Origin of the sequence: Amantichitinum ursilacus, assembly GCF_001294205.1 — a bacterium.
Classification (GTDB): Bacteria; Pseudomonadota; Gammaproteobacteria; order Burkholderiales; family Chitinibacteraceae; genus Amantichitinum; species Amantichitinum ursilacus.
Window position 1 is genome coordinate 1 of record NZ_LAQT01000008.1, and the last position, 15,797, is coordinate 15,797.

The following is a 15,797-nucleotide window of genomic DNA, read 5'->3' on the forward strand; positions in this document are numbered from 1 at the left end:
CCCAAACCCCCAAACCCCCAAACCTGCCCTCGCCACCCCCATACACTCTTCCCCCACCCGCAGCCCCACCCGCCGGATCACAACCATCCCCCGATAAAAAACTCCACCACATCCACCTCCAACAGCCGGAAAACGCAGTACCCCACTAGTAGACCACCGGGTTTTCACCCGCACGCCAAAGGCATACATTGCGTATCAGCACTTATCTGGGTGTGACGTAAGCAAGACACTGTCAGCGCTTTCCCACAACCGATAACCTCACTCGCAAAATGGCTTTCCAGCGCTGTTACGGAGCTGCCATTTTTTGCTCAAGCAGTTGATCACCAAAGTTACATGCCCTTGAAGTTAAAGCGTTTATGGTTCCGCCCATCGGTAAAACGTACATTTGGCCGGGAACCACTTCGACGTCAGAAAAATCTGAGGCATGGTGTAGGCGAAACGGCATCTGGTATGCCTGATCCACGAGGGTAAACATGGAAAGTCTGGAAAGTCTGAAAGAACAATGGAAGTTGATCCTGGCCGCAGTCGTAATTGGCGCCGCCGTGATCTTTGCGTTGGTGGCCGCGCCGTGGAAAGGCACGTCGGTCAGCACCACGGGCCAGTCGGTGGCGTTTGCGCAGATGCGCGACGAACCGGCGCTATGGACCGCCAATGAGCGCGATGTGTCCACACTGCTTAATGATATGGAATCGCACCAGATTGCCGCCGCCGGCGTCACCGCTGCCGGCATCCTGGTCAGCACCCAGGCCGGCGACCATTACTATGTGGCCGACAAGGCCGGTCGCTTTACCCCGGTGGTGCTCAATGCTTATGGCAAGGACGCGACTTTTCCGCTGATGTCGCTGGAAAAATCCACGTTCTGGAACTTCCAGTGGAGCGATCTGGCGGCGCTGGGCATTTTTGCCTTTATGGGCGTGGCGATTTACCGCCAGTTCCAGGGCGGCTTCAGGCTGCTGGGCAAAAAGACCGACGTGACGTTTGCCGATGTGATTGGCGCGGGCGAAGCCAAAGCCGCCTTCAACGATGTGATCAGCTACCTCAAAGATCCGGATTCGTTTGCTGAAATCGGTGCGCGTCCGCCCAAGGGCATCTTGTTGTCCGGCGCGCCCGGCACCGGTAAAACCCGGCTGGCGCAAGCGGTGGCAGGCGAGTGCGGCGTTAATTTTATCGCCACCACCGGCAGCGATTTCACCGCCATGTTCTACGGCGTGGGCGTGCAGCGTGTTAAATCGCTGTTTCGCAAAGCGCGCAAGAATGCACCGTGCGTGTTGTTCATCGATGAAATCGACGGTATCGGCAAACGCACCTCAACCGCCCATGGCGGCGCGGTGGAAGCCGAAGCCAACCGCATCATCAACGCAATCCTGGCCGAAATGGATGGCTTTGCGAACAACAGCGGCGTGATTGTGATTGGCGCGACCAACTTTGCCGATCATGTGGACGAAGCGCTGCGTCGCGAAGGCCGCTTTGACCGCAAGATTCAAGTGCGTCTGCCAGATCTGAAAGACCGTGAGGCGCTGTTTGATTTGTATTCGAAGAAAATCAAAGCCGCGCCGGAACTCGATTTCGCCCAGATGGCACGCCTGACCACCGGCCTGACGCCCGCTGCGATTGCCTATATCGTCAACCACAGCGCCCTGGTGGCGGCTCGCGCCAACAAGCATTCGGTTGAACAAGAACACATGATGGAAGCGCTGGAAGTGTGCCGTATCGGTGAAGACACCGGTGGCGGCGACGCGATGACGCCGGACGAGCGCGAACGCATTGCCGTGCACGAAGCGGGTCATGCCATCCTGGCCAAGGTGTTGAACACCGGCCGCCTGGAAAAAGTAACCATCCTGCCGCGTGGCCCGGCGCTGGGGATTACGCTGGTGACGCCGGAGCAAGACAAGCATCTGCATCGCCGCAGCGAGCTGGAAAACCGCATCAAGATGTTGCTGGGTGGGCGTTGTGCCGAGTTGCTGCTGGCACACGAAGCGTCCAGCGGTGCATCGTCCGATTTGAAAGAAGCCAGCAAACTGGCGCTGACCATGGTGGCCACGCTGGGCCTGGGCGATACCGGCCGCTTGCTGAATTACGAAGCCGTGGGCGAGATGCGCTTGCCGTTTAACAGCGACCGCGCGCTGGATGAAGCCAACGATCTGCTGGAACGCCTGCACGGCGAAACGGAAGCGCTGCTGCTGCATTACTCGGCGGCGCTGAAAGCGGTGACGCGGGAATTGCTGGAACATGAAACCATCGCAGGCGATGTGGTAATCCGCGCAGTTGAAGAAGTCGATGCCGGCGTAGAACTGCAAGCCGCCTGATGACCAGAGTGACGCTCACGCTGCGTTAGCAACAAAAATGGCACGCCACATGGCGTGCCATTTTGCTTTGCAAGGGCCAGGAAGCGGCCGCGTATAGGGTGGGTCATGACCCACCACTCAAAGCCCAGTAGCAAAACGCAATATGGGCGGGTCTCGTCATTGGCGTTGCCGGGCGGGTCGTCACTCACCCATGAAGCGGCTTTTACCGCTAATCCAGCGCCCCGAGCGCGCGCAGCTTGTCGCACGTTGCCCCAATGCGGTCGTGCACCAGCAGCTCAAACACATAATCCAGATGCGTGGGTTCAAGATTGATCAAGGCGCAGGTGACGCCAGCGCGTCGTGCTTCACGCGGGATCAGATTAACCGGGCCCACTTCCAGCGACGAACCCAGCACCAGCATCAGATCGGCTTGCACCGCCAGCTCAAAAGCGGGTTCCACCAGTGGCACCGCCTCGCCGTACAACACCACATCGGGCTTCAGAATCTCATCGCACTGACGGCATTGCGGCACGTCGTGTTGCTGCAGATAGTCCAGATCATGCGGCGTGCCGCATTGCAGGCAGGTGGCTTTAACCAGCGTGCCATGCAATTCCAGTACTTCCGAGCTACCGGCTTTATGGTGCAAACCATCGATGTTCTGCGTCAGCACACTGACGCGTTTGCCGCCTTGCTCCAGTTCGGCCAGAAAGCGGTGGCCGCCGTTGGGCTCGTAATTGCCCGCCAGCTTGAGCTTGAAAATCTCTTTAAACGCCGCCCAGAAGCCTGCCGGGTCGGCATAGAAATAATCGATATTCACCACATCGGCAAAGCTGCGGTCGCGCGTAAACAGCCCGTTGGCCGAGCGGAAATCCGGGATGCCCGATTCCGTGCTCATCCCCGCGCCGCTGAGCACGGCAATGTGTTGCGCTTGCTGGATGGTGTGGGCGAGGGCGGACAGGTGTTCGTGTGTGGTGGTCGTCATGGCGGGCTCGTGCAACGGCAAACAAAAGAGAGCGTTTTAAACGCTGGTCTGCGGGGCGGGCCTGATTGGGCAAACGCTGCAGCCCATGCGATGCTACAAGCCATTCAGCGATAAACCAAGGATGCAACACCGTGCCCCAGATTTCTCCCGTGTTGGCGCTGTGGCGCAAAACCAGCACGCTGCCCGTAGGCAAATGGATTTTTTCGAAAATGCTGTGCGCCAAAGCGCCGTATTTTGGCTCGATCAAACCGCGTTTTGAGGTGCTGGCCGCGGGCCGCTGCGAAGTGCGCATCGCCAAACGGCGCAGCGTGCAAAACCACATCGGCACCGTGCATGCGATTGCGATGTGCAATATGGCCGAACTGGCCGCGGGCACGATGACTGAAGTCACCATCCCCACCACGCACCGCTGGATACCCAAAGGCATGACTGTTGAATATCTGGCCAAAGCCAGTACTGATCTACGCGCGGTGGCGCTGTGGCCGGAGGTGGATTACAGCCGCGGCGCGCAAGCTGTAGTGGTGCCGGTAGATGTGATCGACACACAAAACACCGTGGTTTTTCGCGCGCAGATCAGCATGTGGGTGTCGCCAAAAAAATAAGCGGCGACGTCAGACCTCTTTAAGCCGGTACACGCAATACAGCGCACCGCTAACACTGCACAGCGCCACATAAAACACCGCGTGATAGCCCCACAGCTCGGCCACCGTACCGGCAATGGCGCCCGCTACAATCGAACCGGTGCGGGTGGTGGTGGCAAACAGCGTGGTGGCGGTGCCGATCTGGCCCGGCATCAGATCCTGAAAGTACAACATGCCGATCCCGGCAATGACGCCGATAAAGATGGCGTTGAGCAACTGCAGCGCCACCATCGCGTATTCGTTGGTGGCAAAGCAGGTGCCCAGATAAAACAGCACGCCGGCAAAGGTGGCAAAGCGCATCATCACGCGCTTGCCCAATGTGCGGCAGTAATAAGCGGCCACCAGCATGGCCGGGATTTCCAGCCCGGCCGCCGTGCCCATCAACAAGCCGACCGTGGTTTCGGGCAGATGCAGCACTTGCGTCACGTACAGCGGCATATTGATCAGATACATGCTGTTGCAGGTCCACATCAGCACCGATCCGATAAACAGCAAGCGTACTTGCGGGTCTCTCCACCACTGGATTCGGGGCAGATGCGCGGTTTCGTGATGCGGGCGCGGTGGCACCGTGGGCAGGGCGCGCCACACCAGCAACGCGCAGGCCACAAACGCCAGCCCGGCAATGCAATACATGGTGGGAAAGCCGAAACCGATGGCCAGCGCAAACGACAGCGGCGGGCCGATGACCCAGGCCAGCGACACTTGCGCGCGCATGATCGAATTGAACATCACCGCTTCGCGCTTGATGTGGTCGCCATGCTCGCGCGCATAGGCAAATACTTGTGGGTTGGCGGTGCCGCCAAAGCTGCCAAACAGCACGGCCAGCGTAATCAGCAGCCAGTACGAATGGCTGAACGCAAAGATCAGACAGCCCAGAGACCCCAGCACACAGCACACCACAATCAGTTTGCGGCGGTCATTGGCGGCTTTGTCGGAATGGTGCGCCAGCCATTGGCTAACGCCGATGCCGACCATGGCGCTGACGGTATAAAACAGGCCGACCATGATCGGCCGCGCGCCCACATGGCCGGTCAGATACAGGCTAAGGGTGGGCACTTGCAAAGACGCGGCCGCCCCCGTCAAAAACGCCACCACCAGAAAGGCGATGGCAGTCATGTCGGGGCGTTGCCGCAGGCGGGTACTCAAGGTCAGGGTAGGCATCACACAGTCCAGCCGCTGGGCCGGCATCGCGGGGCGAGCGGTCGGGCTTGTTGGTTGCAGCCGTGTATTTTAAGGAAAAGCAAACGTTTGCGTGGCTTGTTTTTATGCTGCGATTGTCACACCGGTCAGTCGGACGTCCAGCGTGGCCACGGCGGGGGCTAATGATCGTGATCGTCTTCGGGCCACACGCGTTGCAGCAACAAGGCCTGCGCGCCCGCCAGCGAGCGTGATCCGTATAAACCGCCCGCTTGCTCCAGCCGCGCCGCGCTCCAGGCGGTGGCCACCAGCTGCGGGCCGTGTGCCGTCAGCGTGGCGGCGGCGGCGATGTCGATCAAGCGTTCGGTCAGTACGCGCATATCGGCTTCGGCCGGGTTTTGCAGTTGCGCGGCCAGTGCTTGCCAGGCGCGCGCCAGCACCGGGTTGGCGGCGCAGGTCGGGGCCAGCCGTTCTTGCAATAGCGAAATCAATTCGGGGTCGCGCTCCAGTGCGCGGCGTACATCCAGCGCCATGATATTGCTGGAGCCTTCCCAGATCGCGTTGACCGGCATTTCGCGATACAGCCGCGGTAGGTCGTTTTCTTCGATATAGCCGTTGCCGCCCACCACCTGCATGCATTCGGCGACAAAGCCGATGCCGCGTTGGCACACCACATATTTGAAGGCGGGGGTGAGCAGGCGCGCCCAGCGTTGCTCGGCGTCGCTGGCTTGCGGTTCGCGCGCCTGGGCCAGATCCAGCGCCAGGGCCACCAGGCCTTCCATTTCCAATGCCAGATCGGCCAGCACCCGTTTCATCAGATCGTGTTCCACCAGCGGCTTGCCAAAGGTGTAGCGCGCTTGCGCGTGGTGCATTGCAATCGAGATTGCGCGCCGCATCATGCCCAGACTGCCCAGCGCGCAATCAAAGCGGGTATGGCCGCCCACTTGCAGGATGGTGGCGCCGCCGCGGCCTTCTTCGCCGATCAACCAGCCGCAAGCGTCATCAAATTCGACTTCGGCGCTGGCGTTGGAGCGATTGCCCAACTTGTCTTTCAGCCGCTCGATATAGATATCGTTGCGATTGCCATCGGGCAAACGGCGCGGCACCAGAAAACACGATAGCCCGCCTGGCGTTTGCGCCAGCACCAGATGCGCGTCGCTTTGCGGCACCGAATAAAACCACTTGTGCCCGTTCAGTCGATACATATGCCCTGGCCCGGCCAGCTGGTCGGGCGTGGCGGTGGTGGTGTTGCTGCGCACGTCCGAGCCGCCCTGGCGTTCGGTCATCCCCATGCCGATCAGCAAACCGCCTTTGGCCGAGCCGGGCAAATCACGCGGGTCATAATTGCCGCTGGCCAACGGCGTGCGCCAGCCATCAAACACGCCACCCTCAGTGACCAGCGATTGGGTCAGCACCGGATACGCGCCATAAGTCATGGTCATCGGACACAGCACGCCCGCTTCGACCTGCGCCACCAGCATAAAGCGCACGGCGCGCGAAACCGCCGAGTCTTCGTCATCCACCCACGGACCGTTATGCAAGCGCATATCGGCGGCCTGCATCATCAGCGCGTGCCAGGACGGGTGGAATTCGAGTTCGTCGATGCGCTCGCCATCGGGACCGTAGCGGCGCAATTCAGGCGGGTTGCGATTGGCGCTGCGGCCTAGCGCAAAGAAAGTGGGTTGGCCGATGGACTGGCCCACGCCCGCAAGGCGCTGGCCCATATCAGCGCCCACCACGCGCAAAGCGGCTTCGCGCAGCGGCGTGTCGTTATCCCACAGATTGTAGTGTTCCAGCGCGGGCGGCTGGTTGGATGGCGTCTGCATCAGGCTGGCCCCATAAAACATGAGATCTCAGCTTAGGCCAAAGCGTGCGCACTGGCAGCGCGCCGCAGGGGGGATCAGCGCGTTTGTAGATCTTTGGCGATGACCATGCCGTTGACCAGGCGCAGCGTGATGACGGTGCCTGCGTGTTCCCAGATGGCGGTTTCGCCGCTGATGCCCAGTGCCGAGCCGCTATCGGCTTTGTCGGGCTCGCCCAGCAGTTTGACCACATCGGCGCGCGCCATGCCGGTATCGATATGTTCGTAGTTTTCTTGCGTAACCTTGCTACAGGCGGCAAGTACGGCAACGGCAGCAAGCAGGGCAAGTACGGAGGCGCGCAGCGCAAACATGATGGGGATTTCCGGGTTGAGGTGGCGCGCAGTCTACCCGGCTGCGGGCGCGCTGTGCTGTGGCATAGGCACAGTGCGATCAGGAATCTTCCGATGGGGCGGGCGTACGCCCTTGTCGCGCGCGCCCGCCCTCGTTTTTACAGTGCCATGGCGATCTTCATGCCACCGGCAATGGCCCGACGGGCGTCGATTTCACGCGCCTCTTCGGCGCCACCGACCACATGCGCGGTTTTGCCCAGGGCGGCCAGTTCGACCACCAGACCGTTAACCGATTCCTGGCCTGCGCATAGCACCACGTGGTCGACCGCCAGACATTGGTCTTCGCCTTTAACGCGGATATGCAGACCCGCGTCGTCGATGCGCACGTATTCCACGCCACCCAGCAGATTGACCTTGCGATGCTGTAGCGTCAGCCGATGAATCCAGCCGGTGGTTTTGCCCGGGCCAGCGCCCGGTTTGCCGGCGCGGCGTTGCAACAACCAGATTTCGCGCTGCGGCACATGCGGCCGCGCCGGGGCCAGGCCGCCGGGCGTACTGATGCTGGCATCGATACCCCATTCGGCGCGATAGGCTGCGATGTCGTCTTCGCCGGGCGTGGCTGGGGGCTCGGACAAATACACCGCGGTATCGACGCCAATGCCCCCCGCGCCAATCAAGGCCACACGCTGGCCGACCGCCACCTCGCCACGTAGTACTTGCGGATAGCGCAACACCTTGGGATGGTCGATGCCTGCAATGTCCGGCTCGCGCGGGCGCACGCCGGTGGCGATGATGACGTCGTCAAATGCGGCCAGTTCTGCGGCGCTGGCGCAGTGGTTCAACCGCACGGTGACCTTATGCAGCGCAATCTGCCGCTCAAAATAACGCAGCGTTTCGTTGAATTCTTCTTTGCCCGGAATCCGGCTGGCGATGCGGAACTGGCCGCCCAGCGCGTCGCTGGCTTCAAACAACGTGACGGCGTGGCCGCGCTGCGCTGCTGTTACCGCAGTCGCCATCCCGGCCGGACCTGCCCCCACCACCGCCACGCGGCGTTGCGCGCTCACCGGGGTAATCACCCATTCCAGCTCACGGCAGGCGCGCGGGTTAACCAGGCAACTGGCCGGCTGGCCCTGGAACACCTGATCCAGACACGCCTGATTACAGGCAATACAGGTATTGATTTCGTCGGCTTTGCCCGCTGCGGCTTTGTTGACGAAATCGGCATCGGCCAGCATCGGACGCGCCAGCGACACCATGTCGGCAATGCCGCGCGCCAGAATGTCCTCGGCAATTTCAGGGGTGTTGATGCGGTTAACCGCAATCAGCGGCACTTTAACGTGCGGGCGGATTTGTTCAGTTACCCACGCAAACGCGGCGCGGGGCACGGCAGCGGCAATGGTCGGGATGCGCGCCTCGTGCCAGCCGATGCCGGTGTTGATCAGCGTTACGCCTGCGGCTTCCAGCGCTTGCGCCAGCTGGATGGCTTCTTCCAGTGTGCTGCCGTCCTGCACCAGATCGAGCATCGACAGCCGGAAAATCACAATAAAGGCCGGGCCAACGCGTGTGCGCACGGCTTTTACAATCTCCACCGCCAGCCGCATGCGGTTGGCAAAGGCGCCGCCCCAGGCGTCGTCGCGCTGGTTGGCGTGCAGGCTTAAAAACTGGTTAATCAGATAGCCTTCCGAGCCCATGATTTCGACGCCGTCATAGCCGGCTTCGCGCGCCAGCTCGGCGGTGCGGGCGAAGTCTTCGATGGTTTGCAGAATCTCGGCTTCAGTCAGCGGCCGTGGGGTATACGGCGAAATCGGCGCGACGATGGCGCTGGCGCCTACCGCATCGGCATGACCGGCATAGCGGCCGGCATGCAAAATCTGCAGGCAGATGCGGCTGTCGTGTTGGTGCACGGCGTCGGTTACGGCACGATGGCGCGCGACCGCGGCGGCATCATTCAGCATGGCCGCGCCCGCATAAATGCGGCCCTCCGGATTAGGCGCAATCCCGCCCGTGACGATCAGCCCGACGCCACCCGCCGCGCGTTCGGCATAAAACGCCGCCAGCGCGCCCAGACTGTCTTCTTGTTCTTCCAGCCCCGTGTGCATGGAACCCATCAGCACGCGATTGCGCAGCGTTACAAAGCCCAGATCCAGCGGTGCCAGCAGGTGAGGGTAGGCGGACATGTAGTGCTCCTCCACGGGTTTTAAACAAGTGTTTGAAAGTGCCCCACATCATACAAAAATCCTGCGCGCCACCAGTAGGGGATTTCCAGAGCGCCGCTGTTTGATGTGGTTTTTGTTGGCGCATATGACACAGAACGCTCGTTCCGTTTGTCTGCTCATCAAACTGCTGTCCGCAAGCTTTCCCCAGCAAAACAGGCACTTGACTGCGTGGATAGTTCAACTTCTAATAGTTGTTGGATTTAACAGTCTAGACGGCTGGACGGACGTTCTATTAATATGCCGCCCAGACAAGCTTTCATTTGCGCGCGCGGCTTTCAAACGCCAGGACGCAAAGTGGGCGCTTGCCAGCCCTCACAGCGCGTCAATGTTCAGCCTTGCGGCGCGCGGCAAAGACTTCATCGCAATGATCGGGATCAAGAATAATGCGCGTTGCACCGTTCGTATTGCTTCCTCTATCCGTCCTTATCGCCGGTTGCGCGGTAGGCCCGGATTTCAAAACACCTGACGCGCCCGTCGCGCAGAATTACACCGCCTCGGCCCCGGCCGCACAAACTGCCCAGGCAGATACCCAGCTGGGCGCGGCGCAAACCATCGCCCAGGGCGCCACCGTGCAGCCAGACTGGTGGACCCTGTTCGGCTCGGCTTCGCTCAACAGCCTGGTTGACGAAGGCCTGCGCAACAGTCCCAATGTGGCATCAATGCGCGCAGCGTTGCGCCAGTCGCAAGAAAACTACAACGCCCAATATGGCTCGACCGTGTATCCGCGCGTGGATGGCTCGCTGGGCGCCTCGCGCCAGAAAATCAGCCCGGGCGACGGCTTTGGCGCGGAGTTGTACAACACCTACAACGTGGGCCTGACCGTCTCGTACACGTTTGATGCGTTTGGCGGCAACAAGCGCGCGCTGGAAAACCTGGCCGCGCAAGTGGATTACCAGCAATACGAACTGCAAGGCGCACGGCTGACGCTGGCCGCCAATATCGTGCTGGCAGCCATCAACGAGGCGTCGCTGCGCAAACAGGTCGAGGTAACGCAAGACCTGGTCGACCTGCAGCAGCATCAGCTCGACATTCTGCAAAAGCAGTTTGAGCTGGGCGCGGCGTCGCAAGCCGATGTGTCCACCCAGTTGGCGCAAGTGGCAGGCGTACGCGCCACGCTGCCGGGCCTGAACAAGAGTCTGGCGCAAGCGCGCAACCAACTGGCTGTATTGCTGGGCCGCACGCCGGATCGCGAAACCCCGGCCATTACGCTCGATGATCTGAAACTGCCCGCGACGCTGCCGGTGAGCCTGCCGTCACAACTGGTGCGCCAGCGCCCGGATATCCGCGCCGCGGAGGCGCTGTTGCATGCGTCCAGCGCACGCGTGGGTGTGGCCACCGCCAATCTGTATCCGCAAATTACTTTGTCGGCCACCGGTGGTTATACCTCGTACGGCAGCAGCGGCATGAGCTTTGATGATCTCAACGTCTGGAGTCTGGGCGCCAAGCTGTTGCAGCCGATCTTTAACGGCGGTTCGCTGCAAGCGCAAAAGCGCGCGGCCGAAGCGGGGCTGGAACAAAGCTGGGCGCAATATCAGCAGACCGTGCTGACCGCGTTCCAGAACGTGGCCGATAGCCTGCAAGCCGTGCAGCAAGACGCTAATGAACTGAACGCGCGGGTGGATGCGGCCAAGGCGGCGCAACGTTCGCTCAACTTTACCGAAGCGCGCTACAAGCTGGGCGGGACGTCGTTTACCGCCTTGCTGATCGCGCAGGTGCAGTACCAGCAAACGCAGCTCAACCTGTGGCAAGCCAGCGCGGCGCGCTTGTCCGATAGCGCCACGTTGTTTCAGGCGGTGGGCGGCGGTTTGACGGCAGACAGCGTCAGCGCGGCCACAGCGTCGGCCGTGGCCGCAGCGCCCGCCAGCTAACGCGCGCATCCAGAGGCTTGTGGCTGCACCGCATTACCGAATCCGAATCACTGTAATCATCCAGAAGTTGGTCTGCAGACCAACACCACGGGGAGAGTTTGTATGGCCAAGCGCATGATCATCATGCTGATCGTTGTTGGTGTGATCTTTGGGGGCATCTTTGGCTTCCAGATTTTCAAGGGCCAGATGATCAAGAAATACCTGGCAAACCAGCACGCGCCAGCCGAAACCGTGACCGCCACGCATGTGGGCTTTGCCGACTGGCAACCGACCTTGTCGGCGGTGGGCACGTTGCGCGCGGTACGCGGCGTGGATCTGTCCAGCGAAGTGGCAGGCCAGGTGCGCGAAGTGCTGCTGAAGTCGGGCACCACGGTGAAAGCCGGCGAAGTGCTGGTGCGGCTGAATGACGATACCGAAGTGGCGCAACTGCGTTCGCTGCAAGCGGCCGCCGAGCTGTCCAACACCACGCTCAAACGCGACAAGGCGCAGCTGGAAGCGCAAGCGATTTCGCAAGCCGTGGTCGATGCCGACATTGCCGACCTGAACAGCAAAAACGCCCTGGTGGCACAGCAACAAGCCGTGATCGCCAAAAAGACCATCCGCGCGCCGTTCTCGGGCAAGGTGGGCATCACCACGGTTAACCCGGGCCAGTACATCAACCCGGGCGACAAGCTGGCGTCGCTGCAAACCGTGGACCCGATCCTGGTGGACTTTCTGGTACCGCAACAGGCGCTGAGCCAGCTGAAGATCGGCCAGACCGTGCAGATCAAGAGCGACGCCAATCCCAACGCGCACTACCAGGGCAAGATCACCGCGGTGGATGCCAAAGTGGATAGCGCCACGCGCAACATCCAGGTGGAAGCCGCTGTGGCCAATCCGAAAGGCGATTTGCTGGCCGGTATGTTTGCCACTGCGCAAGTGTCCACCACCGCGCCGATCAAGTATCTGACGCTGCCCCAAACGGCTGTCGCCTTCAATCCGTATGGCGAAGTGGTGTTTCTGATCAGCAATGGTCCGAAAGACGACAAGGGCAATGTCACGCAAGTGGTCAAGCAAACCTTCGTGACCGCAGGCCAGACCCGCGGCGATCAGGTGGCGATTACCGCGGGCCTGAAAGAAGGCGATTACGTGGTCACCAATGGCCAGCACAAGCTCAAGAACGGCAGCACGATTGTGGTCAACAACAAGGTGGCGCCGTCCGATAGTGCCAACCCTGTGGTCGGCAACGAAGACTAAGCCGGGCTCAGCCCGGGCGGCCGGTTCAATTCTGGCCGCACTACACACAAGACAGGCAGAAACACTGGCGTGGGGCCTGGCCCCGCGCGCACTACGAGGTTAGCCAGATGCGCTTTACCGATATTTTTATTCGCCGCCCTGTGCTGGCGACGACGCTGTCCCTGCTGATACTGGTGCTGGGTTTGCGTTCTTTGCAGATGTTGCCGATCCGGCAATATCCGAAGACCGAAAACGCCGTGATCAATATCAACACCACCTACACGGGCGCTGACCCCGAGCTGGTGGCGGGCTTTATCACCACGCCGCTGGAGAATTCCATCGCGCAGGCGGAGGGCATTGATTACATGACCTCCACCAGCACGCAAGGCAGCTCCAGCATCAGCGCCACGCTGCGGCTTAACTACGACGGCAACAAGGCGCTGACCGAAATCACCTCCAAGGTGAATGCGGTGCTGAACCAGTTGCCGCCCGAATCGCAGCAGCCGGTGATTTCGATCTCGGTGGGTGACACCATCGATTCGATGTATATCGGCTTCTATAGCAAGGCCTTGCCGCCTAACAAGATCACCGATTATCTGATCCGCGTGGTGCAGCCCAAGCTGCAAGCGGTGGATGGCGTGCAGCAGGCCGAAATCCTGGGCGAACGCCGCTTTGCTATGCGCATCTGGATCGATCCGAAGAAGCTGGCGGCCTATGGCGTCACGGCGGCGGATGTGTCGGCGGCGCTGGCTAACAACAACTTCATCTCGGCGGTAGGTCGCACCGACGGCAATATGGTGACGGTTAACCTGACCGCGGATACCGGCCTGCATTCGGCCGATGAGTTCGACAAACTGATCGTCAAGCAGAAAGACGGCGCGATTGTGCGTCTGTCCGATGTGGCCAACGTGTCCCTGGGTTCCGAGGACTACAACACGCAAGTGGGCTTTGATGGCGTGCAGGCGGTGTACGTCGGTATCAAGGTGGCGCCGAACGCCAACTTGCTGACCGTCATCGATAACGTGCGCAAGACCATGCCCGAAGTCCAGGCGCAATTGCCGTCGGGCCTGCAAGGCACGGTGGTGTATGACGCCACCAAGTACGTCAACAGCGCCATTCACGAAGTAATCTGGACACTGGGCGAAGCGCTGCTGATCGTGACCGTGGTGATCTTCTTGTTCCTCGGTTCGTTGCGCTCGGTGATCATTCCGGTGATTGCCATGCCGCTGTCGCTGATCGGCGCGTTCGCGATCATGCTGGCGCTGGGTTACACCATCAACTTGCTGACCTTGCTGGCGCTGGTACTGGCGATTGGTCTGGTGGTGGATGACGCCATCATCGTGGTGGAAAACGTGCACCGCCATATCGAAGAAGGGCTGTCGCCGTTCCAGGCCGCCATCCGTGGCGCGCGTGAACTGGCTGGCCCGATTATCGCCATCTCGGTGGTGTTGATTGCGGTGTATGTGCCGATCGGCTTTATGGGCGGCCTGACCGGTGCGCTGTTTACCGAGTTTGCATTTACGCTGGCCGGTGCGGTGGGCGTGTCGGCGATTATCGCGCTGACGCTGTCGCCGATGATGACCGCCAAGTTTCTGCGCGCACCTGATCCTGCGCATCCGGAAAAACTGGCCAAGTGGCTGGATAAGCAGTTCGACAAGTTGCGCGTGCGCTATGAGCGCTCACTGACGGGCTCGCTCAACTATCTGCCGGTGGTGGGCGTGTTTGCGCTGATCGTGCTGGTGAGCATTTACTTCCTGTTTATTACTTCGAAGAGCGAACTGGCCCCGCAAGAAGATCAGGGCATCGTGCTGAGCATGAGCACGGGCGCGCCTAATGCTTCGCTGAAGCAAAGCCAGTCCGATGCCAAACAGGTGTTCGACGTGTTCAAGTCGTTCCCGGAAACCGATCACGTGTTTCAGTTAACCGGGGTATCGGGCCTGAACAGCAGTATCGGCGGCATGGTGCTGAAGCCGTGGGACGAGCGCACCGTGACCTCCAATACGCTGCAGCCGCAAGTGCAGGCCAAGATGGCGGGCATTGCCGGTGCGCAAGCGGTGTCGTTCCAGCCGCCGCCGTTGCCAGGTGGCGGTGGTGGTCTGCCGGTGCAGTTTGTCATCAACACCACCAACAACTTCCAGCAACTTAACGAAGTGGTGCAGGAACTGCGCGCCAAGGCGCTGCAACGCGGCATCTTTATCTATTCCGACATCGACTTGAAGTACGACAAGCCGCAAACCGAAATCACGTTTGATCGGGACAAGGCCTCGCAGCTGGGTCTGTCGATGAAGGATCTGGGTAATGCGCTGGGTTCGGCGTTGGGTGGCGGTTACGTCAACTACTTCAGCCTGGCGGGGCGCTCGTACAAGGTGATCCCGCAAGTGGGGCGCGAAGATCGTTTGAACCCGGACCAGTTGCTGGATTATCAGATTACGACCGGTGCCGGCACGGTGATTCCGCTGTCCACCGTGGCCAAGGTCAAAACCACGGTTATCCCGCAACAGTTGAACCACTTCCAGCAAATGAACTCCGCCACGATTTCGGGTGTGCCGATGATCGGGGTGACGCTGGGCGAGACCATCACCACGCTGCAAGAGATCGCCAAAGACACGCTGCCGCAGGGCTATACGGTGGATTACGCGGGCCAGTCACGCCAGTTTGTGCAGGAAAGCTCGGCGCTGATCGTGACCTTTGTGTTTGCGCTGATCATCATTTTCCTGGCGCTGGCGGCGCAGTTTGAAAGCTTCCGCGATCCGCTGATTGTGATGGTATCGGTGCCGATGTCGATTTGTGGCGCCATGATCTTTGTGTCGTTGGGCCTGGGCGGGGCCAGTCTGAATATCTATTCGGAAGTCGGCCTGGTAACGCTGATTGGCCTGATCGCCAAGCACGGTATTCTGATTGTGGAATTTGCCAACCAGCAGCAAAAGCTGGGCCATAGCAAACGCAAGTCCATCGAAGACGCCGCCGGCATTCGTCTGCGCCCGATTCTGATGACCACCGCCGCCATGGTGCTGGGCGTGATGCCGCTGATTCTGTCCTCGGGTGCGGGTGCGCTGGGCCGCTTTAACATGGGTCTGGTGATTGCCACCGGTATCTCGATCGGCACGCTGTTTACGCTGTATGTGGTGCCTGCGGTGTACATGATGCTGGCCGCCGACCATAACGCCAGCGCGCACGCGGCAGAAGACGCCGAAATGCGCGCGCTGGACGAGCTGCCCGACAGCCACGGCGCGCATTAAGGCGGTGTTGATTTTCTTGTGACACTGGCGGTGACGGTTACCCCAAACCCCGGCTTCGGCTG

At 60.7% G+C, this 15,797-nt stretch carries 10 protein-coding genes; 5 read left to right on the plus strand and 5 right to left on the minus strand.

Going from position 1 to position 15,797, the window contains the following annotated elements:
- Window positions 1-473 precede the first annotated feature (473 nt).
- Window positions 474-2,306: an AAA family ATPase gene (locus WG78_RS10090; protein ID WP_053937699.1), complete on the plus strand. Its 1,833-nt coding sequence runs from the start codon at window positions 474-476 to the stop codon at window positions 2,304-2,306.
- 208 nt (window positions 2,307-2,514) lie between these two features.
- On the opposite strand, the gene WG78_RS10095 is transcribed toward WG78_RS10090, so the two are convergent.
- On the minus strand, window positions 2,515-3,267 hold the full coding sequence (locus WG78_RS10095; RefSeq protein ID WP_053937700.1) for an NAD-dependent protein deacylase: 753 nt from the start codon (window positions 3,265-3,267) through the stop codon (window positions 2,515-2,517).
- Between the two features lie 131 nt (window positions 3,268-3,398).
- Here WG78_RS10095 and WG78_RS10100 point away from each other — a divergent pair, with 131 nt between their 5' ends.
- The gene (locus tag WG78_RS10100; protein WP_236692015.1) at window positions 3,399-3,869 is read left to right on the plus strand and encodes a hotdog fold domain-containing protein; all 471 of its coding nucleotides are present in this window, start codon (window positions 3,399-3,401) and stop codon (window positions 3,867-3,869) included.
- A 9-nt stretch (window positions 3,870-3,878) separates the two neighbouring features.
- Here WG78_RS10100 and WG78_RS10105 read toward each other — a convergent pair whose 3' ends face one another.
- The 4 genes from WG78_RS10105 to WG78_RS10120 all read right to left on the minus strand — a co-directional run bounded on the left by WG78_RS10105 (window position 3,879) and on the right by WG78_RS10120 (window position 9,374).
- The gene (locus tag WG78_RS10105; protein WP_053937953.1) at window positions 3,879-5,069 is read right to left on the minus strand and encodes an MFS transporter; all 1,191 of its coding nucleotides are present in this window, start codon (window positions 5,067-5,069) and stop codon (window positions 3,879-3,881) included.
- A 158-nt stretch (window positions 5,070-5,227) separates the two neighbouring features.
- Window positions 5,228-6,871: an isovaleryl-CoA dehydrogenase gene (locus WG78_RS10110; protein ID WP_083458941.1), complete on the minus strand. Its 1,644-nt coding sequence runs from the start codon at window positions 6,869-6,871 to the stop codon at window positions 5,228-5,230.
- Window positions 6,872-6,945: 74 nt separating this feature from the next.
- A complete protein-coding gene (locus WG78_RS10115) occupies window positions 6,946-7,218 on the minus strand; it encodes a hypothetical protein (RefSeq protein WP_053937702.1) in 273 nt (90 codons plus the stop codon).
- A 137-nt stretch (window positions 7,219-7,355) separates the two neighbouring features.
- Window positions 7,356-9,374 (minus strand): NADPH-dependent 2,4-dienoyl-CoA reductase, encoded by a 2,019-nt coding sequence (locus WG78_RS10120; protein ID WP_053937703.1) that lies wholly within the window; start codon window positions 9,372-9,374, stop codon window positions 7,356-7,358.
- 422 nt (window positions 9,375-9,796) lie between these two features.
- Between WG78_RS10120 and WG78_RS10125 the strand changes: the two genes are divergently transcribed.
- The 3 genes from WG78_RS10125 to WG78_RS10135 all read left to right on the plus strand — a co-directional run bounded on the left by WG78_RS10125 (window position 9,797) and on the right by WG78_RS10135 (window position 15,735).
- Complete coding sequence (locus WG78_RS10125; RefSeq protein WP_053937704.1) at window positions 9,797-11,281, plus strand: efflux transporter outer membrane subunit; 1,485 nt, start codon at window positions 9,797-9,799, stop codon at window positions 11,279-11,281.
- A gap of 102 nt (window positions 11,282-11,383) precedes the next feature.
- A complete protein-coding gene (locus WG78_RS10130) occupies window positions 11,384-12,517 on the plus strand; it encodes an efflux RND transporter periplasmic adaptor subunit (protein ID WP_053937705.1) in 1,134 nt (377 codons plus the stop codon).
- 107 nt (window positions 12,518-12,624) lie between these two features.
- On the plus strand, window positions 12,625-15,735 hold the full coding sequence (locus WG78_RS10135) for an efflux RND transporter permease subunit (protein WP_053937706.1): 3,111 nt from the start codon (window positions 12,625-12,627) through the stop codon (window positions 15,733-15,735).
- Window positions 15,736-15,797 lie beyond the last annotated feature (62 nt).

Bases quoted from the DNA above. Each gene is read 5' to 3' on its own strand.
- WG78_RS10105 (WP_053937953.1), bottom strand. From the start codon at position 5,069: ATGCCTACCCTGACCTTGAGTACCCGCCTGCGGCAACGCCCCGACATG.
- WG78_RS10120 (WP_053937703.1), bottom strand. From the start codon at position 9,374: ATGTCCGCCTACCCTCACCTGCTGGCACCGCTGGATCTGGGCTTTGTA.
- WG78_RS10095 (WP_053937700.1), bottom strand. From the start codon at position 3,267: ATGACGACCACCACACACGAACACCTGTCCGCCCTCGCCCACACCATC.
- WG78_RS10130 (WP_053937705.1), top strand. From the start codon at position 11,384: ATGGCCAAGCGCATGATCATCATGCTGATCGTTGTTGGTGTGATCTTT.
- WG78_RS10135 (WP_053937706.1), top strand. From the start codon at position 12,625: ATGCGCTTTACCGATATTTTTATTCGCCGCCCTGTGCTGGCGACGACG.
- WG78_RS10125 (WP_053937704.1), top strand. From the start codon at position 9,797: ATGCGCGTTGCACCGTTCGTATTGCTTCCTCTATCCGTCCTTATCGCC.
- WG78_RS10090 (WP_053937699.1), top strand. From the start codon at position 474: ATGGAAAGTCTGGAAAGTCTGAAAGAACAATGGAAGTTGATCCTGGCC.
- WG78_RS10110 (WP_083458941.1), bottom strand. From the start codon at position 6,871: ATGCAGACGCCATCCAACCAGCCGCCCGCGCTGGAACACTACAATCTG.
- WG78_RS10115 (WP_053937702.1), bottom strand. From the start codon at position 7,218: ATGTTTGCGCTGCGCGCCTCCGTACTTGCCCTGCTTGCTGCCGTTGCC.